Annotated in this window: 20 protein-coding genes and 1 pseudogene; 17 read left to right on the forward strand and 4 right to left on the reverse strand. The window is 72.9% G+C overall.

Annotated elements, in window-relative coordinates; all coding sequences use genetic code 11:
- Window positions 1-87 precede the first annotated feature (87 nt).
- The 4 genes and pseudogenes from ACTWQH_RS05990 to ACTWQH_RS06005 all read left to right on the forward strand — a co-directional run bounded on the left by ACTWQH_RS05990 (window position 88) and on the right by ACTWQH_RS06005 (window position 3,580).
- Complete coding sequence (locus ACTWQH_RS05990; RefSeq protein WP_443285277.1) at window positions 88-507, forward strand: hypothetical protein; 420 nt, start codon at window positions 88-90, stop codon at window positions 505-507.
- Window positions 504-1,157: pseudogene (locus ACTWQH_RS05995) on the forward strand (response regulator); the annotation flags it as partial. The gene ACTWQH_RS05990 and the pseudogene ACTWQH_RS05995, both read left to right, overlap by 4 nt.
- Before the next feature lie 583 nt (window positions 1,158-1,740).
- Window positions 1,741-2,313, forward strand: a complete 573-nt coding sequence (locus tag ACTWQH_RS06000; RefSeq protein ID WP_443285278.1) for a TetR/AcrR family transcriptional regulator — start codon at window positions 1,741-1,743, stop codon at window positions 2,311-2,313.
- A gap of 58 nt (window positions 2,314-2,371) precedes the next feature.
- The gene (locus tag ACTWQH_RS06005) at window positions 2,372-3,580 is read left to right on the forward strand and encodes a GDSL-type esterase/lipase family protein (RefSeq protein WP_443285330.1); all 1,209 of its coding nucleotides are present in this window, start codon (window positions 2,372-2,374) and stop codon (window positions 3,578-3,580) included.
- A gap of 80 nt (window positions 3,581-3,660) precedes the next feature.
- On the opposite strand, the gene ACTWQH_RS06010 is transcribed toward ACTWQH_RS06005, so the two are convergent.
- Entirely contained in the window at window positions 3,661-5,061 is a 1,401-nt protein-coding gene (locus tag ACTWQH_RS06010; protein ID WP_443285279.1) for a helix-turn-helix domain-containing protein, read from the reverse strand.
- Window positions 5,062-5,202: 141 nt separating this feature from the next.
- Here ACTWQH_RS06010 and ACTWQH_RS06015 point away from each other — a divergent pair, with 141 nt between their 5' ends.
- From ACTWQH_RS06015 to ACTWQH_RS06035, 5 genes are all read left to right on the forward strand, one after another.
- Window positions 5,203-5,895 (forward strand): DUF4232 domain-containing protein, encoded by a 693-nt coding sequence (locus ACTWQH_RS06015; protein ID WP_443285280.1) that lies wholly within the window; start codon window positions 5,203-5,205, stop codon window positions 5,893-5,895.
- Between the two features lie 30 nt (window positions 5,896-5,925).
- Complete coding sequence (locus tag ACTWQH_RS06020; protein ID WP_443285281.1) at window positions 5,926-6,696, forward strand: MerR family transcriptional regulator; 771 nt, start codon at window positions 5,926-5,928, stop codon at window positions 6,694-6,696.
- A 277-nt stretch (window positions 6,697-6,973) separates the two neighbouring features.
- Complete coding sequence (locus ACTWQH_RS06025) at window positions 6,974-7,642, forward strand: helix-turn-helix transcriptional regulator (RefSeq protein ID WP_443285282.1); 669 nt, start codon at window positions 6,974-6,976, stop codon at window positions 7,640-7,642.
- Window positions 7,643-7,664: 22 nt separating this feature from the next.
- Window positions 7,665-8,348 (forward strand): DUF4255 domain-containing protein, encoded by a 684-nt coding sequence (locus ACTWQH_RS06030; protein WP_443285283.1) that lies wholly within the window; start codon window positions 7,665-7,667, stop codon window positions 8,346-8,348.
- A gap of 11 nt (window positions 8,349-8,359) precedes the next feature.
- Window positions 8,360-10,408, forward strand: a complete 2,049-nt coding sequence (locus ACTWQH_RS06035) for an ATP-binding protein (RefSeq protein WP_443285284.1) — start codon at window positions 8,360-8,362, stop codon at window positions 10,406-10,408.
- A gap of 64 nt (window positions 10,409-10,472) precedes the next feature.
- Here the strand turns inward: ACTWQH_RS06035 and ACTWQH_RS06040 are convergent, their stop codons facing one another.
- Window positions 10,473-11,822: an RICIN domain-containing protein gene (locus tag ACTWQH_RS06040; protein WP_443285285.1), complete on the reverse strand. Its 1,350-nt coding sequence runs from the start codon at window positions 11,820-11,822 to the stop codon at window positions 10,473-10,475.
- A gap of 297 nt (window positions 11,823-12,119) precedes the next feature.
- Here ACTWQH_RS06040 and ACTWQH_RS06045 point away from each other — a divergent pair, with 297 nt between their 5' ends.
- Together ACTWQH_RS06045 and ACTWQH_RS06050 are read left to right on the forward strand one after the other, a co-directional pair.
- On the forward strand, window positions 12,120-12,869 hold the full coding sequence (locus ACTWQH_RS06045; protein ID WP_443285286.1) for an eCIS core domain-containing protein: 750 nt from the start codon (window positions 12,120-12,122) through the stop codon (window positions 12,867-12,869).
- The gene (locus ACTWQH_RS06050) at window positions 12,869-13,228 is read left to right on the forward strand and encodes a hypothetical protein (RefSeq protein WP_443285287.1); all 360 of its coding nucleotides are present in this window, start codon (window positions 12,869-12,871) and stop codon (window positions 13,226-13,228) included. The genes ACTWQH_RS06045 and ACTWQH_RS06050 overlap by 1 nt, the downstream gene beginning before the upstream one ends.
- A gap of 28 nt (window positions 13,229-13,256) precedes the next feature.
- Here the strand turns inward: ACTWQH_RS06050 and ACTWQH_RS06055 are convergent, their stop codons facing one another.
- Window positions 13,257-14,729, reverse strand: coding sequence for a PE-PGRS family protein (locus ACTWQH_RS06055; RefSeq protein ID WP_443285288.1), 1,473 nt, complete (start codon window positions 14,727-14,729; stop codon window positions 13,257-13,259).
- A 260-nt stretch (window positions 14,730-14,989) separates the two neighbouring features.
- On the reverse strand, window positions 14,990-16,570 hold the full coding sequence (locus ACTWQH_RS06060) for an eCIS core domain-containing protein (protein ID WP_443285289.1): 1,581 nt from the start codon (window positions 16,568-16,570) through the stop codon (window positions 14,990-14,992).
- A 343-nt stretch (window positions 16,571-16,913) separates the two neighbouring features.
- Between ACTWQH_RS06060 and ACTWQH_RS06065 the strand changes: the two genes are divergently transcribed.
- The 6 genes from ACTWQH_RS06065 (at window position 16,914) to ACTWQH_RS06090 (ending at window position 23,127) form a co-directional block, all read left to right on the forward strand.
- Window positions 16,914-18,518, forward strand: a complete 1,605-nt coding sequence (locus ACTWQH_RS06065; RefSeq protein ID WP_443285290.1) for a phage tail sheath family protein — start codon at window positions 16,914-16,916, stop codon at window positions 18,516-18,518.
- Window positions 18,519-18,590: 72 nt separating this feature from the next.
- Window positions 18,591-19,034, forward strand: a complete 444-nt coding sequence (locus ACTWQH_RS06070; protein WP_443285291.1) for a phage tail protein — start codon at window positions 18,591-18,593, stop codon at window positions 19,032-19,034.
- Complete coding sequence (locus ACTWQH_RS06075) at window positions 19,034-19,549, forward strand: hypothetical protein (protein WP_443285292.1); 516 nt, start codon at window positions 19,034-19,036, stop codon at window positions 19,547-19,549. Before ACTWQH_RS06070 ends, ACTWQH_RS06075 begins: the two co-directional genes overlap by 1 nt.
- Entirely contained in the window at window positions 19,546-19,704 is a 159-nt protein-coding gene (locus ACTWQH_RS06080) for a DUF6760 family protein (RefSeq protein ID WP_443285293.1), read from the forward strand. Before ACTWQH_RS06075 ends, ACTWQH_RS06080 begins: the two co-directional genes overlap by 4 nt.
- Window positions 19,705-22,260: 2,556 nt before the next feature.
- The gene (locus ACTWQH_RS06085; protein WP_443285294.1) at window positions 22,261-22,647 is read left to right on the forward strand and encodes a hypothetical protein; all 387 of its coding nucleotides are present in this window, start codon (window positions 22,261-22,263) and stop codon (window positions 22,645-22,647) included.
- Window positions 22,648-22,701: 54 nt separating this feature from the next.
- Window positions 22,702-23,127 carry a phage tail protein gene (locus tag ACTWQH_RS06090; RefSeq protein ID WP_443285295.1) on the forward strand — a complete coding sequence of 142 codons (426 nt, stop codon included), beginning with the start codon at window positions 22,702-22,704 and terminating at the stop codon, window positions 23,125-23,127.
- Window positions 23,128-23,137 lie beyond the last annotated feature (10 nt).

Here is a 23,137-nt window from a genome sequence, read left to right on the forward strand (position 1 = left end):
GTGACGGCGAACGAGATGAGGAGCCCCGGTTTCCGCCGTGCCGCGTGAACCATCCCTTGGCGTCGAATTATCTCGTTGGAGGAAACTGTGACGCACAAGAAGATCGGGACATCTGGTGTGATTGCGTCGTGCTGTGCCGTGACCCGTGTGGGGCTTGTCGGCTGCAGCGATTCCAGGACAGAGGTGCAGGTGATCCTGCACGGGCAGCAATGCCTCGCGGAGGTTCCCGAGTACGGGCCGGGCCTTGAGGAAGACGGGACAAGAGGCCAGCAGGCGCGGCTGGTGTTATCCCGCAAAAGCGAACTGAACACCTCCGAGAACAGCGGGCACCACAGCTACGTCGACGAGCCCGAGGCCGCGGTCGATGCCATGGAGCGCGTCGCCTCCCGCGGCATGCGCGGCATGCGGGAACGCACCGCGCTCGATGGCGGTGACCTCACCGCGAGACCGGCGGAGGGCGGGGGGTTCGAGGTCACGCCGCGCCTGCCGATCGATGAGGCGATATGACGACACGCGTCCTCGTCGCCGACGACCAGGCCCTGCTCCGCACAGGGCTGGTCACCCTGCTGAACTCCGACGCCGGTCTTGACGTCGTCGGGGAGGCGGCCGACGGCGCGCAAGCCGTGGAACTGGCCGCGGCCCTGCGCCCGGACGTGGTCCTGATGGACATCAGGATGCCCGTCCTCGACGGCATCGCCGCCACCCGCCAGATCCTCTCCGCGCCCGGTGAGGACGCGCCACGCGTGATGGTGCTGACCTCCCTGGATCTCCCCGAGTACGTCTCCACCGCGCTCAGCGAGGGCGCCGCGGGATTCCTGCTCAAGGACACGCCCCCCGATCGCATCGTCGCCGCCGTGCACACCGTCGCCGCCGGCGACATGATCATCGCCCCCCACATCACCCGGCAACTGGTCGAGACGTTCGCGCAGCACCACCAGGCCACCGCTCCAGGACATCAGCTGGACTCCCTCACCAACCGTGAGACCGAGGTGCTGCGCCTGGTCGGCAACGGCCTCACCAACGGAGAGATCGCTCAGCGCCTCGTGCTGAGCGAAGCGACCGTCAAGACCCACATCAAACGCCTGATGAGCAAGCTCGGACTCACCAGCCGTGCCCAAGCCGTCGTCGCCGCCTACGAATCCGGCCTCATCACCCCACGAGCACATCGCGACACGAACGAACGTGGGCAGAGGGCGTGCCGGGTCGGACCGGATCGCCTCGGGCACCAGTCCTCTCCCGGATGGCGAGCCAACGCGACACCCTCACGTCCGTCATCAACGACCACCGCCTCCTGGAAGCCGTCGAGAACGAGACGATCGCCGAGCTCGCCCGCAGCGCCGCCGGCCTTTCCCCCACCAGCAGCCGTCCGCTCCATGACCGAGTCCCTGCGCCGCGTCGAAGGGCTCGGCCCGTCGTAGCCGCCCGCCCCGCGGCCACGGCCACGGCCTCGGCGGTGCTGTCTGACGCCGGACGCAGCTCCAGACCTCGGCGATGAACGCGGCCGAAAGGCTCGCCATGAGCCATCGGGCGGCATCCAGCGTGCTCCATACCTCGCCTCAGCGGACGGCGACGCGCCAGGGGCGGGTGGGTTGGCTGTCCCGTCTGGCGGCGAAACGCGGCAGGCACCTGTGCCGGCCTCCCACGGGTGTGGCCGGGAACTGACACCCAAATTTGCCTAACTGATTTAGGCAACTCCACAATCATCTATGGTAGATCGGGGAAGCGATTCGGAGGATGGGCATGGCCCGGGTAGGACTGACCACGGAGTGCCTGGTCCGGGCGGGGGCGGATCTGGCCGACCAGATCGGCTTCGAGCAGACGACCCCCGCAGAGCTCGCCCGGCGGTTCGGCGTCAAGACCGCGAGCCTGTACTCGCACGTGAAGAACGCCCACGACCTGAAGACCAAGATCGCTCTGCTCGCCCTGGAAGAACTCGCCGACCTGGTCTGCGCCGCAGTGGCCGGCCGGGCCGGCAAAGACGCCCTGACCGCCTTCGCGAACGCCTACCGCGACTACGCCCTCAAGCACCCGGGCCGCTTCACCGCCGCCCGGTTCCGGCTCGACCCGGAGACGGCGGCCGCCAGCGCCGGCGTCCGGCACGCCCAGATGACGCGGGCGATCCTGCGCGGATACCACCTGCCCGAACCGCACCAGACGCACGCGGTGCGGCTGCTGGGCAGCGTCTTCAGCGGTTACGTCGTCCTGGAAACCTCCGGGGGCTTCAGCCACAGCGCCCCCGACTCGCAGGAGAGCTGGAGCGAGATCCTCAACGCGCTCGACGCCCTGCTGCGCACCTGGCCCACCACCTCCTAGCGGCCGGCCCATCCGGCTGGCCCTGCGGCCGACTCTCCTCATGGAAGAGACCGAGGACATGGACACCGAGCACGACTGGACCACAACCCCCATCACCGCCAGCCTCCTGCGCGGCGCTCTCGACCTGGAGCACACCGAACGCGGCGTACTGCCCCACCGGCTGCCAGCGCGCGCCCGGCGACAGATCCCCGACGGCCATCTGGCCCTGGCGGAGTCGACGCCCTCCGGCGTGCGCCTGGTCTTCCGCACCCGGGCCACCGCCGTCGAACTGGACGTCGTGGCCACCAAACGGACCTACCCCGGAGCACCGCCCCGCCCCGACGGGGTGTACGAGCTTCTCGTCGACGGACAGCTCGCGGGCCAGGCCAGCGCGGCCGACGGCGACACCCTCACCATCGACCTGGCCTCCGGCACCGCACAGACCCGGCCCGGGCCGGGTCAGACCCTGCGCTTCGCGGGCCTGCCCGGGGACGAGAAGGACGTCGAGATCTGGCTGCCGCACGACGAGACCACGCAACTGGCCGCCCTGCGCGCCAACGCCCCTCTCCACCCCCCACCCCACAGCGGCCGCAAGACCTGGCTGCACCACGGCAGTTCCATCAGCCAGGGCTCCAACGCCGCTGCCCCCACCGGGACCTGGCCCGCCCTGGCCGCGGCCGCGGGCAACGTGGAGCTGGTCAACCTGGGATTCGGCGGCGGCGCCCTGCTCGACCCCTTCACCGCCCGCACCATGCGCGACAGTCCCGCCGACCTGATCAGCGTCAAGATCGGCATCAACGTCGTCAACGCCGACCTGATGCGGCTTCGCGCCTTCGGCCCGGCCGTCCACGGCTTCCTCGACACCATCCGCGAAGGGCACCCCGCCACTCCGCTGCTGATCGTCTCCCCCCTCTACTGCCCGATCCACGAGAACACCCCAGGGCCCAGCGCCCCGGACCTCAGCGCGATGAGCCAGGGACGGCTGCGGTTCACGGCCACCGGCAATCCCGCGCAGACCGCCGCGGGGAAGCTGACCCTCGCCGTCATTCGCGACGAGCTGGCCCGCATCGTCCAGCAGCGCGCCACCACCGACCCGGACCTGCACTACCTCGACGGCCTCGACCTCTACGGCGAGACCGACCACGCCGAACTGCCGCTGCTCGACGGCCTCCACCCGGACCCTGCCACCCACCAGCGCATCGGCGAGCGCTTCGCCCACCTCGCCTTCGGCGACGGCGGCCCGTTCGCCATGGCGACCGAGTTCACCCCGAGCGGGCGTACACGCTGATGTCCGCAGGGGATCGACCGTCGCGTTCCTCCGGAGCAGCGGACGGTATGCCCTCCCTCGCCCGCTTGTCTGTGATGCCGTCAGTCGTGGGCCTGGCTCGTGGGGGCTCCCGGCTCCCCGTCGGCGACCTCCCACCGGTCGTTGTAGCCCAGCGGATAGTCGTACGCCGGCCGCGCGGCGTTCCCGCTCGTCCGGAACGGCCGCCCATCGTCGTCGATCCGCACCGTCCCGCGCTGGCCGCCGCTGGACCACTCCAGCTCCAGATACCAGTTCACGTCGTGCGCCTGCGTGCGTGCGGTCACGTAGTAGACCTCGGGGTCGGTCTCGCTCACCTGGTACGGGAAGTCCCGCTGCCCGGCCTCGGGCGTCACCTCCGGCCGCCCGGCGTCGAGGTCCACGCCGAAGTGCCTCGTCTCCACCGGGCCGCCGCAGGCGTCGACGCCCATGACGTAGTCGTTCCAGGGAAGGGGCGTGTCCCTTTCCACCACACGCACCTCCAGGCCTTCCAGAACGACGGTGTTCTCCCCCGTCCCCTGCACGGTCAGCCGCACCCACTGCTCGCCGGCGGCGACCCCGCCCAGCGCGGTGACCCACCCGCGCGCGTCGTCCTCGGTCGGCGGCGGGGGCACCTGGCCGGGTTCCCGGTTCATCAGGTAGTGCTGGGAGCACGGGCTGTCCCAGTGGTACGGCTCGGTGACCACGGCGGGCGCGGTGACATCGCCGGCCTCCGTGCCGCCGGCCGCCTCACCGCCGGACTCGCCCGCGGTGGCCGAATCCGTCGCATCGGGGCCGGGGCCGGGGCTGGGGGAGGCGGACGAGGAGGGGGACTCGGAGGAGGACGCCGAGGAACCGCGACTCGGGGAAGCGCTGGAATCAGCACCGGTGCCCGGGCTCTGGGAGCCCGCGGAGGCAGCTCCCGCGACGTGCTGCTCCCCGCCGCCATCGCCGTGCCCGTCGCCGGCGTCGCCGGGACCGAGACTCGCGACCAGCGCGCCCGACAGGACGACCGCGACCACACCTGCCCCCGCCAGAACGCCGGTACGCCGACGCCGCCCCGCCACGGACACGGCCTTCGGCTCCGAAACGGTCCCGGGCTCCGGCTCCCGGCCCTCGTCGGCGGCCCCGGACCCCTCTACGGCAACCGACGTCACCGCCCCCTTCTGCCTGCGCCGGGCATCGGCCAGCACCCACCTCCGGTGCAGCTCCACCAGCTCCTCGGGCGTCGCCTTGCACACCCGCGCGAACCGCTCCACGGGCGCGTAATCCGCCGGGACGACGTCCCCGTTGACGTACCGGTGCAACGTCGACGCACTCATGTGGAGCCGCTTCCCGAGCACCCCGTAACTCAGCCCGGACCGCTCCTTCAACTGCCCCAGAAGCTCCGGAAAACCGTCCCCCACCATCGTTCCTCCCACCCTCCACATCCCGGATCCGCGTTCCAGAGAGACGGCATTCCCGCTGGCCAGAGCCATTGCGGGCATTCCAGCGTCCCCGAAGGCCCGGCAGCCATGGCAGCTGGAACGAAACACCCCACAAGCTGCGGTCAATCCAAACACGCCGCACCCGGCACCCGGTTGAGCGGCCCGCACCAGCCACCCGTACCGAAACCAGGGGGACCACCCATGTCCGCACGCACCACCCGCACCCGCCTGCTCGCCGCCACCGCGATCACCATCGCCACACTGGCGCTGACGGCCTGCAACAGCGACGACGGCACCCAGGACGAGGGCGCCTCCGCGACCCTGACGGACAACCCGAGCGAGGGGGAGACCACGGACGGCGACCAGGGCGCCGACTCCGCGACCGGATCCCAGGGTTCCGCGGGATCCACGGGGTCGACCGGCGCAACGGACTCCACCGGCTCGCAGGACTCCGGCTCGGGCAACGACACCGGCTCCAGCCGGAACGCCCCGTGCGACGGCTCGAACACCGAGACCACCGCCACCGAGGTCTCCAGGCCCGTGAACCACCTCCTCCTCACCGTCACCAACACCGGCCCGGAGAACTGCGACCTCCTCAACTACCCGATCCTCCGCTTCGAGGGCGCCCAGTCGGTCCCACCGGTCTTCGAGGACTCCAAGCCGCAGGCGGTGGTCACGCTGGCCCCGGGCGAGTCGGGCTACGCGGGCGTACTCCTGGCGTCTGCCGACGGCAGCGGCGAGAACCACTACACGGCTCAGACCCTCGAGGTGTTCTTCCACGACGGCGACGCCGAGAGCGCCGCCCCGTCCCTCCCCGAGGGGGGCGTCTCCTTCGACGACACGCTGACGGTCACGTACTGGCAGCAGCACATGGACGACGCACTCACCTGGTGACCCCTGGCCCTCGAGAGGAGGAGCGACGTCGTGGCGTGGAGCACCCGTCAGGTTGCCGAACTCGCGGGCACGACCGTGAAGGCCGTACGGCACTACCACAAGGTCGGCCTGCTCGACGAGCCCGAACGAGGCGACAACGGATACAAGCACTACGGCGTCGCCCACCTGGTACGTCTGCTGCGCATCAAGCGCCTGGCCGACCTGGGAGCCCCGCTCTCCCGGATCGCTGCCCTGGGGGACTTCGACGAGCATCCCGAAGAGGCGTTCCGCGCGCTGGACGCCGAACTGGCCGTCACCATCGAACGGCTGCAACGGGACCGCGCCGAACTCGCCCTGATCCTGCGCCAGCGCGCACCGATCGACCTGCCACCCGAGTTCGCCCCCGTCACGACCCACCTCTCCGAAGCCGACCGCTCGCTCATGGTCGTCCTCGCCCGGATCCTCGGCCCCACCACCCTCGACGCCTGGCGCGAGGCGCTGCGGGACTTACGCCGCGACCCGGTGATCGACCAGTTCGACGAGCTGCCGGCCGGCGCCGACGAGCGGACCCGGCACGACCTCGCCGAACGCCTCACTCCCCACGCCCAGGCCGTGCTCGCCAAGCATCCCGGATTATGGGACGTCGGCCCCGACGCACCGCGCGACGCGAAGTCCGTGGCACGCATCGTCGGACAGGCGATCGCCGACCTCTACACCCCCGCCCAGATCGACGTTCTGCGACGCGTGAACCGCCTGCTGCGCGGGCCCGCGGAACCGGACGGCAACCGCCCTCTCGGACAGCCCTGCCGGCCGGTCCACTGACCAAACACAGGGCGTCGGGCGTGCTTCCCCGGGAGGCATTCCGGCTACCCCCAGGGGGGTAGCCGGAATGCCCATCGAGGTGGGACGACGAAGGGTGAGACGCGGCATAGCGTCGATGACGCACCGGTCACGCGATTCCTCACCGGTGTACACCACACGGACCTGGGGGCAACGGTTGCACAGCTCATTCCCGCAGACAGCCCCGTGTACGGCCGCACCCAGCCACGCCACACCCGGACGGCCGGGGCAGCACGGAGGGCCCCGGGGGCGGATCCCCGTGGTGGTCCACGCCCCGGACCCGATCTCCCGGGAGGGCGCGCGCGGCCAGCTGCGCCGACGTCCGGAGATCGCGCTCCGCGAGGACTCCCAGGAGGGCTCCCAGGAGGGCTTCCAGGAGGGCATCGAGGAGGGCTCCGAGAAGTGCTCCGAGACCGTGCCGGGCACGGTGACCCTGCTGATCAGCGACACCCTCGATGACGCCGCCCTCACCCGGCTGCGCCGGGTCATGCGCGGCGAGGGCACCCGCGCGGTGCTCGTGGTGGGCGAGCTCCGGGAGGCCAAGCTGCTCGACGTGCTCGGGTGCGGGATCGGCGCCATCGTCTGGCGCCACGAGGCCACCGAAGACCGCCTGGTGCAGGCGGTGATCGCGGCGGCCCGCGGCGACGGCGATCTGCCGGCCGATCTGCTCGGCCGGCTGATCGACCAGGTGAACACGCTGCACGGCACGGCGGCCGGCCGGGCCAGCGCCCCCACCTCAGGGCTGTCGCCACGCGAGGTGGACGTGCTGCGGCTGGTCGCCGACGGCCTCGGCACCGTGGAGATCGCCGCCAAGCTGTCCTATTCCGATCGCACGATCAAGAACATCCTGCACGAGCTCACCACACGGCTGCACCTGCGGAACCGGGCACACGCCGTGGCCTACGCCCTCCGCGAGGGCTACATCTGACCGACCGAACGGGAGCCTGACGGTGATCCACGAGGTAGACAACGTCCTCGAGGGGCTGCTCGGCGGCGGGGCACTGGCCGGTTCCGGCATCGACGTCTCGTTCGAGGCGCCGACCCGCGACTGGGCGGCCCGCCGCAACGCGCCCGCGATCAACGCGTATCTGTACGACATCAGGGAGGACACGAAACGCCGCCAGCGGGGGCACGCGCCCGTGCGCGACGAGCGCGACATCGAGGTGAAGCGCCGGCGCCCACCGCGCTGGTTCCGGCTGTCGTACCTGGTCACGGCGTGGACGAGGCAGCCGCAGGACGAACACCGGCTGCTGTCCGCGGCGCTGGCCACGCTGCTGCCCCGCGAGCTGCTGCCCCCATCCGAACTCCCCGGCGCGCTGGGCGCGGTGGGCCTGTCGATGCCGATGACGGTGGCCGGCGTCCACACCGAGTCCCGCTCCCTCGCGGAGATCTGGTCGGCCCTCGGCGGCGAACTCAAGCCGTCCATCGACCTGGTGGTCACCGCCCCCTTCCCGGCGCACCCCGACTACGACGCCGGCCCGCCGGTCACGGAGGGCGCGATGGTCCGCGCCCGCGGCATGGACGGTGCCCCGCCGGGCCCGGAGGAACGCGCACACCGGCCCCACCAGGTGGCGGCGGCCCGGCATTCCCGTGAGTCCGCGCGGACCCCGGAGGCACCGAGGGCCGCGAGGTGACCACGGAGCCCATGACGCGGCCGGAGCCCGCCCACGCCGACCCGGCCGCCGCTCTCCTCGCCCGCCTGGCCCGGCTGCGTGAGCTGGTCGCGCTGCTGGTCGACGACCGGTCCGCCGACGACCCGACCGCCGGCGATCCGCTGCGCGGGCTGTACCTGTCCGAGGATGTCGTGCGGCACCTGCTGCGGCCCGCCGGGCCCGGGACGCCGCCCCCCGCGCCGCCCGCGCGGGGCCCCGGCGTGCCCCCTGCGGACGACCGGCTGGGCACGCTCGCCGCACGGCTCGGGCTCACCGAGGTGGACACCGCCCTGCTGCTCATCGCCCTCGCCCCCGACCTCGACCGCAGCTTCGAGCCGCTGTACGGCTACCTCAACGACGACGTCAGCCGCCGCCGCGCCACGGTCGGGCTCGCGCTCGAACTGTGCGGACTGCCCGGGCACCATGCGGCGGGCCGAGCCCGGTTCCACCCGGCGGCGCCGCTCGCCGCGCTCGGGCTGCTCGCCGTGGAGGAGCCCGAACGCCCTTTCCTCAGCCGCTCGTTGCGCGTGCCCGACCGCCTCGTGGCGCACCTGCTCGGCGACGACACCCCGGACGCGTCCCTCACCGGGCACCTGGGTCCGCCGCCGGGGCCGGTGGGCCCGTACGCCGACGGCGACGCGGAACCCCCGGCGCTCGCCCGCAGGCTGGCCGCCCGGCTCGCCCGCGGCCCGGCCTTCGTCTACCTCCGTGAGCACCGCGAGGGCGACGGGCTCGCCTGCGTCGCCGCCGCGCTGCACCACGCCCCCGCCGAGATCGAGGCCCTCTGCTACACCGGCCCGGCGGATCGCGTCCCCGACGTGCTGCGCGAGGCCCGGCTGGGCGGCCGCGTCGTCGTCGTGCCGGGACTGCCGGAGGAGCCGGCCGAGCTGCTGCGGGCGCTGACTGGGCAGACGGAGGTGTCCGTGCTGCTCACGGACCCGCGCCCGTACGACCCGCAGTGGTGCCGGCGCGCCCCGCTGGTGCTTCCGGCCCTCCGGCAGCGCGGCGGGCCCGGGGGGGCCGCGGCGGCCTGGTCGGCCGCCCTCGGGCTCGAACCCGGGGAGGAGCCCGGCTTCGACCTGGCGGCGACCGTCGCGCCGTACCACCTGGGCGGCGACCACGTCGTCCGGGCCGCGCGCGCCGCCCGCGAGCTGGCCGGCTTCGACGGCACCCCGCTCACCGCCGCCCACCTGCGCCGCGCCGCCCGGCAGCAGTCCGCCTCCGGGCTCGAACGGCACGCCCGGCAGATCCGGCCCGCCGTGGACTGGTCGGACCTGGTCCTCACCGACGAGCCCCTGTCCCGCCTGCGCGAACTCGCCCTGCGTGCCCGGCACCGCGACCGGGTCCTCGGCGACTGGCGGCTCAGCGCGGGCGGCGGACGCGGCCGGGGCGTCCTCGGGCTGTTCGCGGGCGAATCCGGCACCGGGAAGACCCTGGCGGCGGAGGTGGTGGCGGCCGAACTCGGCCTGGACCTCTACGTCGTCCAGCTGTCGTCGATCGTGGACAAGTACGTCGGCGAGACCGAGAAGAACCTCGAACTCGTCTTCACCGAGGCCGACCGCACCGACGCCGTGCTCCTCTTCGACGAGGCCGACGCCGTCTTCGGCAAGCGGTCGGAGGTGAAGGGCTCCCACGACCGGTACGCCAACATGGAGAGCTCGTACCTGCTCCAGCGTCTTGAGTCCTTCGACGGCATCGCCCTGCTGACCACCAATCTGCGGGCCAACATCGATGAGGCGTTCACCCGGCGCCTCGACCTGGTGATCGACTTCCCGTTCCCGGACCCGGCGCAGCGGCTGGCCCTGTGGCGCCACGGCCTGACCCACGTGCCCAGCGCGGACGGCATCGACCTCGGCCCGCTGGCCGCCGACTTCGAACTGGCCGGCGGCTCCATCCGCAGCGCGGTGGTCACGGCCGCGTACCTCGCCGCCGGGCGGGGCGAGCCCACCACCGTCACCGGGGCCGACCTGCTGGAGGGCGCCCGCCGCGAGTACCGCAAGGCGGGCCGCCTGGTGCCGGGCGAGGGCGGGGACGCCTGGTAGCGGTGCGCGGCGCCGGCCTCCCCGGGGCGGGGCGCGACAGCCGGTCACTGCTCAATCGGTCGCATCAGAGGCGTTCGATGGTCCACTCCTGCGCGGGCGCGCCGTTGCAGTCCCACTGGCGCACGTTGGTGCCGTCCTCGGTGCGGCCATCGACCACGTCGAGGCAGTGGCCGCTGACGGCGGCGACCAGCTGGTACGTGCCGTCGCCTCGGGGGGCGAACCGCCAGTCCTGCGCCGCCACCCCGGAGCAGTACGCCATCTGTACGTTCGCGCCCGAGTCCGTCGAGGCGTTCGCCACATCCAGGCAGAGCCCCTTGGCGTGCAACGTGTAGGTGTCGGAACCGTGGCTTTGGATCGTGAACTGTTGCGCCAGCGAGTCATTGCACGACCACAGCTGCACGTTGTCGCCGTCCGAGTCGCCGGGCCCCATGTCCAGGCACCCGCCGTTACCGGCGTGCAGGCGGTAGACCTCGCCGCTCAGGAGCTGGGATTCGTCCTCCGGCGGCGGCTCGGTCTCGGGCTTGTCCGTCGGCTCCTCGGTGGGTTCCTCCTCCGTCGGCTCCTCGGTGGGTTCCTCCTCCGTGGGCTCCTCGGTGGGCTCCTCCAGGGTGGGCTCGGTCTCGGGCTCGGGAGGCAGCGTGCCGCCGGCCTCCTGGGTCGCCGTGGCGGCGCTCGTGACCTTGGGCTGGTAGGCGAACCAGAGCACCGCGAAGATGACGGCGAGCGTCAGCACGACGCCGAGGAACGTGACGCCCCAGCGGGGCAGGACGCCGCGCTGCACGTACGTGCCGTCCACGCGCAGCGGGTCGGCGCCCGAGCGCCGCACGGCGAAGGTGTACGGCCGCTCCTCCTTGGACCCGATCCACGTGATCTGCTGCGGCGTCAGCCTCCCCTTGACGAAAGCGGCACGCCCCGGCTGGATCTGCACGTTGCTCGGACGGATCTCGTACGACAGCTGGTCGCCGTTGTCGCTGCCGCTGATGGAGGCGGTGAGTGGGGTGTTGCCGAGGTTGTCGACGGCGAACCGGGGCTTCCCCCGGAAGCGCCCCTTCACCGTGACGGGCACCAACTCGGCCCGCACCTCGGTGAACGGCAGGATGGTCAGGTTGCCTTCGGGGACGGTGACGGCGTCCGGATGCTCGGTGGGCGTGATCCGGACGGCGTACGGGTTCGGGCCGGCGGTCGCGTCGGGCGTCCGGGGCGGCGCGAACGTCAGCTCGACGGTCCCCGTCGTCCCCGGGTAGAGCCGCAGCGTCGGCGGCTCCACCCGCGTCCAGGGCGCGAGGTCCCCGACGGGCTCGAAGCGGTACTCGTCGACGACGTCGCCGGTGTTGCGGACGCGCAGGCGCACGCGCGTGCTGTCCCCGGGCTCGACGGTCGCGGAGGCGGGTTCGAGAGAAGTCCACAGGCTCACGCCACGACGCTAGGCCGGGCGGCGGGCCGCGGTCAGGAGCCTTCCGTGCACCGCTCGGCGCCACGGGGGGCGGAGCCGTTGCCCCCACGGCGGCGGAGGCCGGTCCCGGACGCGCCCGGAACCGCCCGAAAGCGCCCGGCGTCGCCCCGGCGTCCGTCGTTGTTGTCCCAAGGGCCCTGCGGGTGGGGCCGGTGGTTCACGCCACGGTGCCGGCCATGGTGACCACGCGGAGGAGGGACGGTCGCGGCCCTTCAGCGCGCTGCCGGCAATGCCGCGTTCACCAGGGCACTCGGCGCAGTGCGACAGCCGGCCGAGGAGGAGGCCGGGGCCGCGGTCCCGGTGCAGCGCTCGCTCGTCCACGAGGTGCTGAGCAGCGCGGGACGGCCGCTCGATCCCTCGGTCCGCAGGGACCTGGAGCCGCGGATGGGATGGGACTTCTCCGGCGTGCGGGTGCACGACGACGACACCGCCGCCCGGTCCGCCGAGGAGGTGGGCGCCGCCGCCTACACCTCCGGCGACCATGTGGTCGTCGGCCGCGGCGGCATGACCCGGCACCTGTGGGCACACGAACTGAGCCACGTCATGCAGCAGCGGTCGGGCGCGGTCGAGGGCACCGACCGCGGCGACGGGGTGAACGTCAGCCATCCCACGGACCGGTCCGAGCGGATGGCCGAGGCCAACGCGAGCTGGGTGCTGTCCACGGAGGCACCCGCCGCCGCGTCCGCCCCGGCGGTTCAGCGGACCGCGGCGCACGGGTCCCCCGCCACCCACGCCGTCCAGCGGGCCCGCACCGGGCAGGTGATGTCCCCGGCGGCGTTCAGGGAGGCGACCTCCAGCAGAGTGCCCCGCGGCACGTCGCGCATCACGGAGGTGGACCAGGCACTGGAGGCGTTCCACGCCATCACATCGGAGGGAAAGGAGAGCCGCGCCGAGAAGATCGCCGCCCTCCGGGCGATCGCCCAAGCGTGCCGCGCGTATCTGGCGTCGCCCCGGACGAGCAGGTGGCGCGGATCGCGCGGCGGCGGACGGCCACCCTGGCGGACCTGATGCGCGCGCTCCAGAGCGAGGGGCATCTCTTCACCGGAGCGCAGTACATGCGCCTTGAGGAGAAGGTGAACTACGGCAGCCAGCCGGGGAGGGTCCGCGTCTACGCCGACAACCTGCACCACAAGGGCCAGCTGACGGACGCGGAGGCCGAGCAGCTGAGACGCTGGGACGATCTGGCCGGGGGCGGCTCCGGGACACTCGTCGAGTACGACACGGTCCTCAACCAGATGCTGGTCTACCTCCACCTGTGGAAGACACCGGAAGACAGCGGACTCTACAAGCTGCTGCGCGCCGCCGCCGCGGAGGCGACGGCCCAGCGGCAGGCAGCCCGCGCCGCCCGGGTGGCCGCCGGCACCTGAGGCGTGCGTCGCCACCGCGGCACCGGACTCACGCGGGCGGGAGGGGGCGGGGGCCGAGCAGCGTCTCGTACTCCGCCCTGCGCTGCTCCTCGGTCCGCGCGGCGGCGAGGGTGGCGTTCCACTCCTCCTCCAGCTCCTTCAGCCGCTGCGACCAGCTCGTGCCGCCGGGAGTGCCGAAGTCACCCAGGTCGACGTGGCGCTGACTCAGGCTCAGGTCAACGCCCATGCCGAGCTTGTCGTCCTTGTGCCCGAAGAAGCTGCTCACGGGGTTGGAGTTCTTCTCGGAGCTGCGCATGCCGTGCGTGTACCCGTCGGGCGTCGTGGCGCCGGGTCCCGCGGTCTCGACGCCAATCTGCAGCGCCCCGTCGCGCCTGGCGGTCGGGGGCTTGATGCCCAGGAACAGATGCCCGTACGAGCCGTCCGGGAGGATGGTGTCGCCGTTGAAGTCCTTGTTTCCCAGGCCCCCGGCAGCCAGGTTGATGCCGGAGAGGTGCGTGTGGGGGTCCACCAGGTTCGCCAGGGTGGCCCCGAACTCGCCCTTCTCGACGAAGCGTCCCGGGCCCTGGTCCGTGTTCTCGCGGATCGACATGTGGTGGGTGGCGTACCCGCGCGGCTTGCCCGTGCCGGCGGGCCAGGAACTGGGCAGGAGGCTCCTCTCCTTGGTCACGCCGAGCCAGTTGGTCAGCGCGTAGGGCTTCTCGCCCGTCGCGAGCTGCGGGATGCGGATGTTGACGCGTCCGCCGTGCGCCAGGGCGCGGGCGACGTCTCCCTCGCGGTAGTCCATGTGCGTACCGTGCTGAGGCGAGTAGACCTTCAGCCCGTGCCGCAGGATCAGGAACACCTTCGCCAGGACGGCGTTGGCGTGCTCGACGCGCGCCCGGTGCTTCCTGGCGTCCCTGTGGTCGTCGGCGATGCCGGGAGGCACGAAGGTGTCGACGAAGGTCTTCCGGATCTGGTCGTCCCGCTCCTGCCCGAGCCTGTCCTTCTCCTCGCCCGGCGTGCTGGCGTCGATCCGGGCCAGGTGGCGGCCGATCTGGTACGGCGGATCGGTGGGCGTCGGCCCGGGGGTCTCTCCGGCGGCCTGACGCTGGGCGGTGTGGTTCTCCCACCGCCGGGTCGCGATCAGCAGGCGGGTGCCCTGGGGGAGCTTCACCCAGTCGTGGTACTTCCCGGCCTGGAGGTAGGCGTCCGCGGCGGTGACGGTGCCGAGCCCCACGTCCCTCAGCCACGTGGGGTCTTCGGACTGCAGCGCCTGAATTTCCTGGATCTCCGCCGATGAGAGCAGGGGGCCCTGGCGCAGGCGCCGCAGGAGCGCGTCCCGCACGTCGCCCCGGCCGACGGCGTCGGCGCTGCCGGTGAGCTGTTCCGCCAGGTGACGAGCCCTGCCGGACGACGCGGCGGGAGGCAAGGCCGTGGACGCCGCCGGAGGGCCGGGCCGCTGCCGCGCGAGCTGGACGGCGCGGCTCACCGCCGCGTTGCCCGCGAGGCTTTGCAACGCCATCAGCGGCGTGGAAGCGGAAACGCCACCCGGCCTCTCCCGGGACGGCGCCGTCCCGGGAGAGACCCGGCGTGACCGCGCGGCCGTGCCACCCTGCTGGTTCTCCTCGCGCGCGTGCATGGGCTCCCACCTGAACGAAAAGGGGTCGGCGTGCGGACTCACCGGATGTGCCTGGCCGCATCCTTTTCGGAAGGCGCGCGGGCTCGCCAGAGACCGAGGGGCAGACCACGCGGCCGGAGGTACCGAACGCCGCTTCACCGGAGCTAGGAACCCACGGGCAGCACCACCCCACGGGAATCCATCCGCGTGGCCTCGACCGCCAGGAACGCAGGGCTGAGCGTGATCGTGACGACGCCGCTGCCCTCGTACATCGGCTTTCCGCTGACCCGCCCCATCTGCGGGTCCACCCAAACCACCCTCCCGCGATGGTTGACGGCGGCGATCATGTGGTCCACCTCGGAGACCCTGGCACTAGCGGGCTTGAACACCACGATGCACGAGGAGCCGTGCTCCATGCTCTCCAGTTGCCGCTGCACCGCCTGCCATCCGTCCTGGACGTCCGTGGCGTTTTCCACCACCGTGTACGTCCTCGGGTCCTTGTACATGGTCCCGGCCCCGGCTGCCCAGTACCCCGTCTGCTTGGGGCCATCCGGTTCGACACCCGCTCCCCGCATTCCCGCGGCCACCGTGGGGTTGCCGGACCAGGAGGCCAGGAAGCTGCGCACCGCGTCGCCGCAGTTGCGGCGGTACGGTCCCATGTCTCCTCCTTCCTTCCGGCGCGGGTTGATCGCTCGCACCCACTCCGCGGGTTCCGCGTCGTCGGAATCGCTGGATCGCCCGGCATCCCGGGAACCGCGCAGGGACATGCTGGAGGCGACCCTCCTGAGACTGGCGCGGACCCCGGTCGCGACGGGACGAATCGCCGCCACCGGGTCGGGGAACCGTTCGAAGGTGCCGTCCTCGGCCCTGGGGAAGACCCTCTCCAGGTTCTCCTGGTCCTCCCGCCTCGGCTCCATCAGCCCGTCGGGGCCGAACTGCCGCTGGTCGTTCACCAGAACGCCGGGCGGCCGGCCGTCCCCGGCGCGCTGCACGGGCAGGCCGTGTCCGCAGCCGGCCTCATGGACGTGCCGCTGTACTGCCTCCTCACGCCGCGTTCGCTGCACGTACGCCGGCTCCGCCGCCGGCGCCAGTGCGTCAGTGGCCCCGGGGATGCCCAGCTCGGGGGCGTCCCCCCGGGCCATCTTCCGGCCGTTCTCGGCGGAGCGGCGCTCGAACGGGTCGTTCTCGTGGGAGACCCGCACCCCTGATCCGTTGTCCCTGCCCGGCACGGGTCCCAGGCTCTGCTGGTGGACGTGGTCGACCTCGTGGTACATCGTTTCGTCGTTCGCGCCCTGCGGTCCCACGACGATGTCCGGGCCGCTGGTGTAGGCAAGGGCCCCAAGCGCCACCGCCGACCGCTGCGCCACCGGATCGGTGTGCACCCGCACGTGGGCGAAGCTCATCCCGTACGCCTGCTCCGCGTTCTGGCGGATGCGCGGCTCCAGCGGCCTCCAGGGAGAGCCCAAGGCGTCGAACACCGACGACGGTCGCCGCGGGGTCGGCTGCGCGTCGGTCGACCGCTGCACCGATGCCTCGCCGTGCCCGCGGCCCGCACCGTGCTCATGCCGGGGGTCCTCCAGCGCGCGGGTGACGGCCTGGTTGCCGGCCAGCCGCTGCAGTGTCAGCAGGTGCGTGGGCACCGAAGCGCCCGGGGGTGCGAGACCGGCCGCGCGGGCCGGTGCCTTCACCGGCGGGCGTGCCTGCTTGGCCGCTGGCCCGCCGTGCTGGTCCTCTCGTGCGTGCATGGGCGCTCACCTTGTGAAGAGGGCCGTCGTGCGGGGCCCGTCGTCGGATGTGCCGACCGCATCCTTGCGGCGCCGCACGGCGCCTTGCCAGAGACCGAGGGGCAGACCGCGCGGCCGGGAGTACCTGAGCGCGACCGCCCTGCCGGGCGCCGGCCCGTCCGCATGCGGCCTCGCCGCGGCGGGCGGCGGGCGCGTCCGGGCGCGCGGGGCAGGCGGGCTTCACCCGGTGGGCATGGACTGTGCCCCCAGTCAGAGACTTGCGGCCGTTTCGGCGGGGGTGCCGCGCTTGTGAGGGTGGGATCTGTTCCGTCCCTTACTCCGAGGAGAGCGAGGAGAGCACAGCATGCCCTCGTACCTATCGCCCGGCGTCTACGTCGAGGAGGTGGCCAGCGGCACGCGCCCCATCGAGGGGGTGGGCACATCGGTGGCGGCCTTCGTCGGGCTCGCGCCCAGCGGCCCGCTGCACGAGCCAACGCTGGTGACCAACTGGACCCAGTACGTCGCGGCCTTCGGTGACTTCACCGGCGGGTACTACCTCGCGCACTCCGTTTACGGCTTCTTCAACAACGGCGGCACGGCCGCGTACGTCGTCCGGGTGGGCGGCTCCGCCGACGATGCCTCCGGCGGTCCCGGGGCCGCCGCGATCAGCGGCAACGGCAGCGGCCAGCCGGCCGCGCTGCCGGCGGGCCAGCCGCAGCAGCTCGGCACCTTCACGGTGACAGCGATCGCGGCCGGGAGCAGCGGCCCGCTGACCGTCGAGGTGGCCGACCCCGAGGGCGACGGGCCCGCCGAGCGTTTCAAGCTGATCGTGAAGGACGGCGACAAGACCGTCGAGAGCTTCAACGTCAGCGCCAAGAAGGGCAGCCGCACCTACGTCGTCAACCAGGTCAAGGAGCGCTCCAAGCTCATCGCCGTGGCCGAGGACGCGCCCAACGCGCAGCTCGCCCGCCCCGACAACCAGACCGTGGCGCTGCCCGCCCCGGCGCCCGCCCCGGCGCCCGCGCCCGCCGCGCCCGGCGAGAACGCCGTGGAGCAGCAGCCCGGCCCTGACCAGTACCTCGGCGACTCCGCCGACCGCACCGGCTTCGGCGGTCTGGAGGCCGTCGACGAGATCTCCATGGTCGCCGTGCCCGACCTGATGGCCGCCTACCAGCGCGGCGCGATCGACCTGGAGGAGGTCAAGGCGGTCCAGCTCGGACTGATCGCGCACTGCGAGCTGATGGGCGACCGCGTCGCGGTCATCGACCCGCCCCCCGGCCTGAACGCCCGTCAGATCCGTGTCTGGCGCCAGGAGACGGCCGGCTACGACTCCAAGTACGCGGCCCTGTACTACCCGTGGATCAAGACCTTCGACCCGGCCACCGGCCAGACCCGTATGGTCCCGCCGAGCGGCCACATGGCCGGCATCTGGGCCCGCAACGACGCCGAGCGCGGCGTGCACAAGGCGCCCGCCAACGAGGTGGTGCGCGGCGCGGTGGACCTGGAGATCCAGATCACCCGCGGCGAGCAGGACCTGCTCAACCCGATCGGCGTCAACTGCATCCGCGCCTTCCCGGGCCGCGGCATCCGCGTCTGGGGCGCCCGCACGCTCTCCTCCGACCCGGCCTGGCGCTACCTCAACGTCCGCCGGTACTTCAACTACCTGGAGGAGTCCATTCTCCTCGGCACGCAGTGGGTGGTGTTCGAGCCGAACGACCACGCGCTGTGGGCCCGCATCCGCCGCAACGTCTCGGCCTTCCTCGTGGGCGAGTGGCGCAGTGGGGCCCTCTTCGGCGCCCAGCCCGAGCAGGCGTTCTACGTCAAGTGCGACGAGGAGTCCAACCCGCCGGAGTCCGTCGATCTCGGCCGGGTCATCTGCGAGATCGGCGTCTCGCCGGTCAAGCCGGCGGAGTTCGTGATCTTCCGGCTCGCTCAGCTCTCCAGCGGTGGCGCGGAGCTGGAGGACTAGTACTAGTCACCCGGCTTCCGCACGGACCGGGAACAGCAGTCAGTCGTCAAACCAGAGAAGGATCGCGAGCAGATGAGTCTCCAGGATGCTGACAGCCTCACATCACACAACTTCGGCCTGCAGATCGACGGCGTCATGGTCGAGTACCTCCAGGAGGTGAGCGGTCTCACGATGGAGCAGGACACCATCGAGAGCCCGCAGAACTCGGCCGACGGCAGGCCGACGATCAAGGTCCTGCCGGGCACGAAGAAGAACGGGCAGTGCACCGTCGTGCGCGGCATGACCGAGTCGTCGGCCTTCACCGAGTGGATCAACCAGTCGATCTCCGGCCAGATGAGCCAGGCGCGCAAGAACGCGTCGATCATCATGATGGACTACGAGCTGACTCCGATGAAGCGGTACAACCTGCGCAACGCCTGGTGCAGCAAGGTCGACACGAGCACCGTGAAGGCGGGGGAGGCGGCCGTCCTCACCGAGACCGTGACCATCGTGTTCGAAGAGCTGGTCATCGAGTGATGAAGCGGACACTTGCCAGGGGGGCGGGCGGGACCGCGCTCGCTCCGGCGCCCGCCACACCCCGAGCGGCGGCGGGTGGAGCGGAGCCAACCGCCCCCGCTCCACCCCCGGCCGCCGCGGCTGATGCGGTCGGTGCGCCGCGACAGCTGCGGACGGAGTTCCCTTTCCAGCTGCCGCGCGGATACGTGGACGAGCAGGGGACGGTCCATCAGGACGGCGTGATGCGGCTGGCGACGGCGAGGGACGAACTCGTCCCGCTGCGCGACGTCAGGGTCCAGGAGAACCCGGCGTTCCTGTCGGTCGTGCTGCTCGGGCGGGTCATCACCCGCCTGGGCACGCTGCCGCAGGTGCACGACGGCGTCGTGGAGGCCATGTTCGCCTCCGACCTGGCGTTCCTCCAGGACTTCTACCGTCAGGTCAACGCCGAGGGCCACACCCGCGCCTCGGTGGAGTGCCCCCATTGCTCCGCGCCCTTCGAGGTGGAACTCGGCGGGGGCCGCCTGGGGGAATCGTGACGTACGCGACCGACCGGCTGCACGAGGAGATCGCGTACGTCGCCTACCACTTCCACTGGGGCATGGACGAGATCCTGGACCTGGAGCACCACGACCGCCGCCGCTACACGGAGCAGATCGCGTCCCTGGTGACGCGTGCCGGGGCGGAGGGCTGAGGGGTGGGATTCCTCGACAGGTTCAGGAGCGGTGGGCGGCGGCCGGGTGCCGCCGACGCGGCGAAGGACGCCGACGCCGGTGCGCCGCCGCCAGGCGGCGGCCGGGCGGTGCCGTCCGCCTGGGCGGGAATGCCGCCGATCCAGCGGGCGCTGGACGCGGGGCGCGGGGTCGCCGATTCGCGGTTCAGCGGGCGGCTGGCGACGTTCCAGAACCCGACGTTCGCGGGGACGCGGTCCCACTCGGTCCTCGACGGGACATCGGTGGGCATGACGGGCGGCGGCACGCCCACGGCGCATGGGCGCCCCATGGCCGGCCTGGAACAGCCCTCGTTCACCCTGCCGGTGGTCGGGCCGCAGCCCACGCCGCAGCCCACGCGGCAGCCGGGCCCGGCCGGACCGGGCCGCCTGACCGTCCCGGCGACCGCGCCGTCCAGGGCATCGGGGCTGCGCGTCACACCCGCGCCCCCGCCCGCGCCGCTGCCGCGCTCCCTGACGAGGGCGGCGCCTGACCCGGCGGTGGTGCAGCGCCGGGTCCTGCCGGCGACGGCGGTCCGGCGGGAACCGAAGCCCGGCGGAGACACGCGACCCGGCCCCTCGGGCGGTGGGGAACCCGCACGACCGGCCGGGGCCGGAGACGCCGTGGGTCCGGCTCCGGGGGAGACGGGCGGTACGGCGCCAGGGCCGGACTCTCCCAGCTCTGTCAGCTCTCCCAAGCCTCCCAGCCCTCCCAGCCCTCCCAGCCCTGCCAGCCCTGCCAGCCCTGCCAGGCCCTCGAGGGCCGGGGAGGCGCCCGGGACCAGGAAGGCACCGCCATCCGGCGTTCCGGTGGTTCAGCGGGCTGTGGCCACGGGCAGGAAGCCATCCGCCTCGCCGCCCGCCCGTCCCACGCCGGACCCGGCCCCGGGCACCCGTTCCGCCAGGGCCTCGGCGGCCCCGGCGGCTCCGGCGGCTCCGGCGGCTCCGGACCGTACGGCGCCCGCTGCCCGGCCACGTCCGGCGACCGGCTCCGTGCAACGGCGAGCCACCCCACCCGCGATCCCCGCGATCCATGACGGCAGCTCAGACACCGGCCGCACCACCGGCGGAACGGGAGGAGCCCCCGCTTCGCGGTCTCCGCAGCGGCCCGGGACGGGCACGCCTTCGGTCACATCCAACGATCCGGTCGGTCGTGCCGCGCCCGCGACCCCGGCGGACGCGAAGGGCGTCGCACGCGGCCGTGATGTCACCGTCCAGCGTTCGGCGGCCGGTTCCGCGACTCGCGCACCTTCCCTGCCTCCCGCACCTCCGGCGCGTACGCGGGCAGGGACGCCCGTCCCTCCCTCCCGTCCAGCGACCTCACCGACCTCACCGACGCCGGGCGACGCTCCCGGTGGGTCTGCCGGGTCCCCCGTTACCGACAGGCCCACCGGGTCCTCCCCACGCACCGCCGTCCAGCGCTCGGCGGCCGATTCCGTGCCTCCCGCGCGTAGGCCTTCCGGGACACCCGTCGCCGCTTCCCTTCCAGCGACCTCAAGGACGCCGGGCGACGCTCCCGGTGGGTCCGCCGGTTCCGCCGATACCGACGGCCCTGGCGGCTCCCCAAGCACCCCCCTCCAGCGTTTGGCAGCTGACCCCGGCCGCCCGAGCACCTCCCCGCCCCCGCCCCCGCCGGCCGCCGCCCCGCCGGGACCTCCAGCGGTGCGGCGAAGCACCCCGCGCCGTCCGGGCCGGCTGGGACTGGGGGCCCCGGTGGCCAGGCCCCTGCCGCCCGCCGCTGCGCCCGCCGACGCACCAGCCCGGCGTTCGCCGTCCACACCTCCCGTCGTGCAACGCAGCGCCGCGTCGTCTCCCCTTCCTCCCGTTTCCCCTCCGGAACCGGCGGCCGCATCGCCCGCGTCCGGTGGCCCGTCACCGTCGAGCCCTCGGGCGGTGAGCCCGCGATCGGCGGCACCAGTCCGGGCACAGGCACAGGCACAGGCCGCGCGGGATGCCGGACGCCCAACCGAACGCGCTGCCGAGCCCAGCTCTCACCGTCTGGGCCTCGGCGCTCCCCTCTCCGCACCGCCCGCAGGCGGCACGCCCCTCGCCGAGGCTCCCGTCCGTGGCGGCCTCCCGGCGCCGGTGCAGCGCGCGACCGCGCCCGGTGCCGTACCCGCCGCGCCACCCGCCGTGCGGCGCGCCCCGGAATCCCACGCGGCATCCCACGTGTCGACGCCCGCTGCGCTGGGCAGCAGGGCGCCCGAACCGGCGACCGGGGCGCGACCCGTGTCCCCGGGCGGCCCCTCGTTTCCTTCCCGCGCGCTCGCTTCCGCGCCACCCGCCGCTGCTCCCGCCGCTGCTCCCGTCGCGGTGCAGCGTCGCCGGACGAACGCCGGCGCCGTGCCCCTGCGCCGCCCCACCTCGCGAACGGCCTCCGCCGCGCCGTCCGTTCCGGTCACCGGGCTTGCCCTGGCCACCCCCCGTCAGCCGGGCATCGCCGCCGGGTCCACCCCGAGCCCGACCCCGAGCCCCGCATCGGCTCCAACACCAGCCCCCACACCAGCCTCCGCACCGGCCCTAGTCGCGTTCCCCGCGCCTGTGCAGCGCGCGGCCAGGCGCGCCTCCACCGTCCCCGCCGGCACCCCGGCGCCCGCGCCCACCATCCAGCGCCGCGAGGCGGTCGCCCCTCCGCCCGCTTCACCCGCCGCCTCGCGCCCCTCCACGGGAGGATCTGCCAGGCAGTCCCGCCAGGGGGTGGAGCCCGACGCCTCCCCGCCCCTTGAGCTCTCCGAGGCACAGCTCGAAAAGCTCGTCAAACGACTCATCCCACGCCTCAACCGCGTGAGCTTCAGCGTCGATGAGCTCACCGGCGCCCAACTCGACGAACTCGCCCACCGGCTCATCGGCCGCATCACCCGCCTGCTGCGCGCCGAACTCCGCCTCGACCGCGAACGGATCGGAAGGCTGCGCGACACCCGCCGTTGATCCGTTGACCCGCCCCAGCGCCCACCACCGACACGACGGAAAGGTCCACCCTCGATGCCCCAGGAACTCGACCCGGGCACCTCGGTCTTCTTCACCCTCAGCATCGACGGCGAGAGCCTGGGCCACTTCAACGAGTGCGAAGGACTGTCGTCCCAGGTGGAGATCGAGCAGCGTCAGGAGGGCGGCAGCAACGGCTTCGTCTGGCAGCTGCCGACCCGCGTCACGTTCTCCAACATCCGGCTGACCCGCCCCCTCACCCCGGACACCGCGAAGGTCGCCCGGTGGATCTCCTCCCTCCAGACCGGGATCACGCGGCCCACCGCGCAGATCACGGCTCTGCGGGCGGACGGGTCCGAAGTCGCCCGCTGGGGGCTGATCGACGTGCTGCCGGTCAGCTGGCAGGGGCCCTCACTCAACCCGGCCAACCCGGCCGTGGCCACGGAGGTCCTGGAGATCGCCCACCACGGATTCACGGACTGAGAAGACCTGA

The sequence above is a fragment of the Streptomyces sp. 6N223 genome (genome assembly GCF_052246635.1).
In the GTDB taxonomy this organism is placed as follows: Bacteria; Actinomycetota; Actinomycetes; order Streptomycetales; family Streptomycetaceae; genus Streptomyces.

Excerpts from the sequence above, each read along its gene's own strand:
- ACTWQH_RS06000 (WP_443285278.1), top strand. The coding sequence starts at position 1,741 with ATGGCCCGGGTAGGACTGACCACGGAGTGCCTGGTCCGGGCGGGGGCG.
- ACTWQH_RS06005 (WP_443285330.1), top strand. The coding sequence starts at position 2,372 with ATGGACACCGAGCACGACTGGACCACAACCCCCATCACCGCCAGCCTC.
- ACTWQH_RS06010 (WP_443285279.1), bottom strand. The coding sequence starts at position 5,061 with ATGCCCGCAATGGCTCTGGCCAGCGGGAATGCCGTCTCTCTGGAACGC.
- ACTWQH_RS06015 (WP_443285280.1), top strand. The coding sequence starts at position 5,203 with ATGTCCGCACGCACCACCCGCACCCGCCTGCTCGCCGCCACCGCGATC.
- ACTWQH_RS06035 (WP_443285284.1), top strand. The coding sequence starts at position 8,360 with ATGACGCGGCCGGAGCCCGCCCACGCCGACCCGGCCGCCGCTCTCCTC.
- ACTWQH_RS06050 (WP_443285287.1), top strand. The coding sequence starts at position 12,869 with ATGCGCGCGCTCCAGAGCGAGGGGCATCTCTTCACCGGAGCGCAGTAC.
- ACTWQH_RS06055 (WP_443285288.1), bottom strand. The coding sequence starts at position 14,729 with ATGGCGTTGCAAAGCCTCGCGGGCAACGCGGCGGTGAGCCGCGCCGTC.
- ACTWQH_RS06060 (WP_443285289.1), bottom strand. The coding sequence starts at position 16,570 with ATGCACGCACGAGAGGACCAGCACGGCGGGCCAGCGGCCAAGCAGGCA.
- ACTWQH_RS06065 (WP_443285290.1), top strand. The coding sequence starts at position 16,914 with ATGCCCTCGTACCTATCGCCCGGCGTCTACGTCGAGGAGGTGGCCAGC.
- ACTWQH_RS06070 (WP_443285291.1), top strand. The coding sequence starts at position 18,591 with ATGAGTCTCCAGGATGCTGACAGCCTCACATCACACAACTTCGGCCTG.
- ACTWQH_RS06075 (WP_443285292.1), top strand. The coding sequence starts at position 19,034 with ATGAAGCGGACACTTGCCAGGGGGGCGGGCGGGACCGCGCTCGCTCCG.
- ACTWQH_RS06090 (WP_443285295.1), top strand. The coding sequence starts at position 22,702 with ATGCCCCAGGAACTCGACCCGGGCACCTCGGTCTTCTTCACCCTCAGC.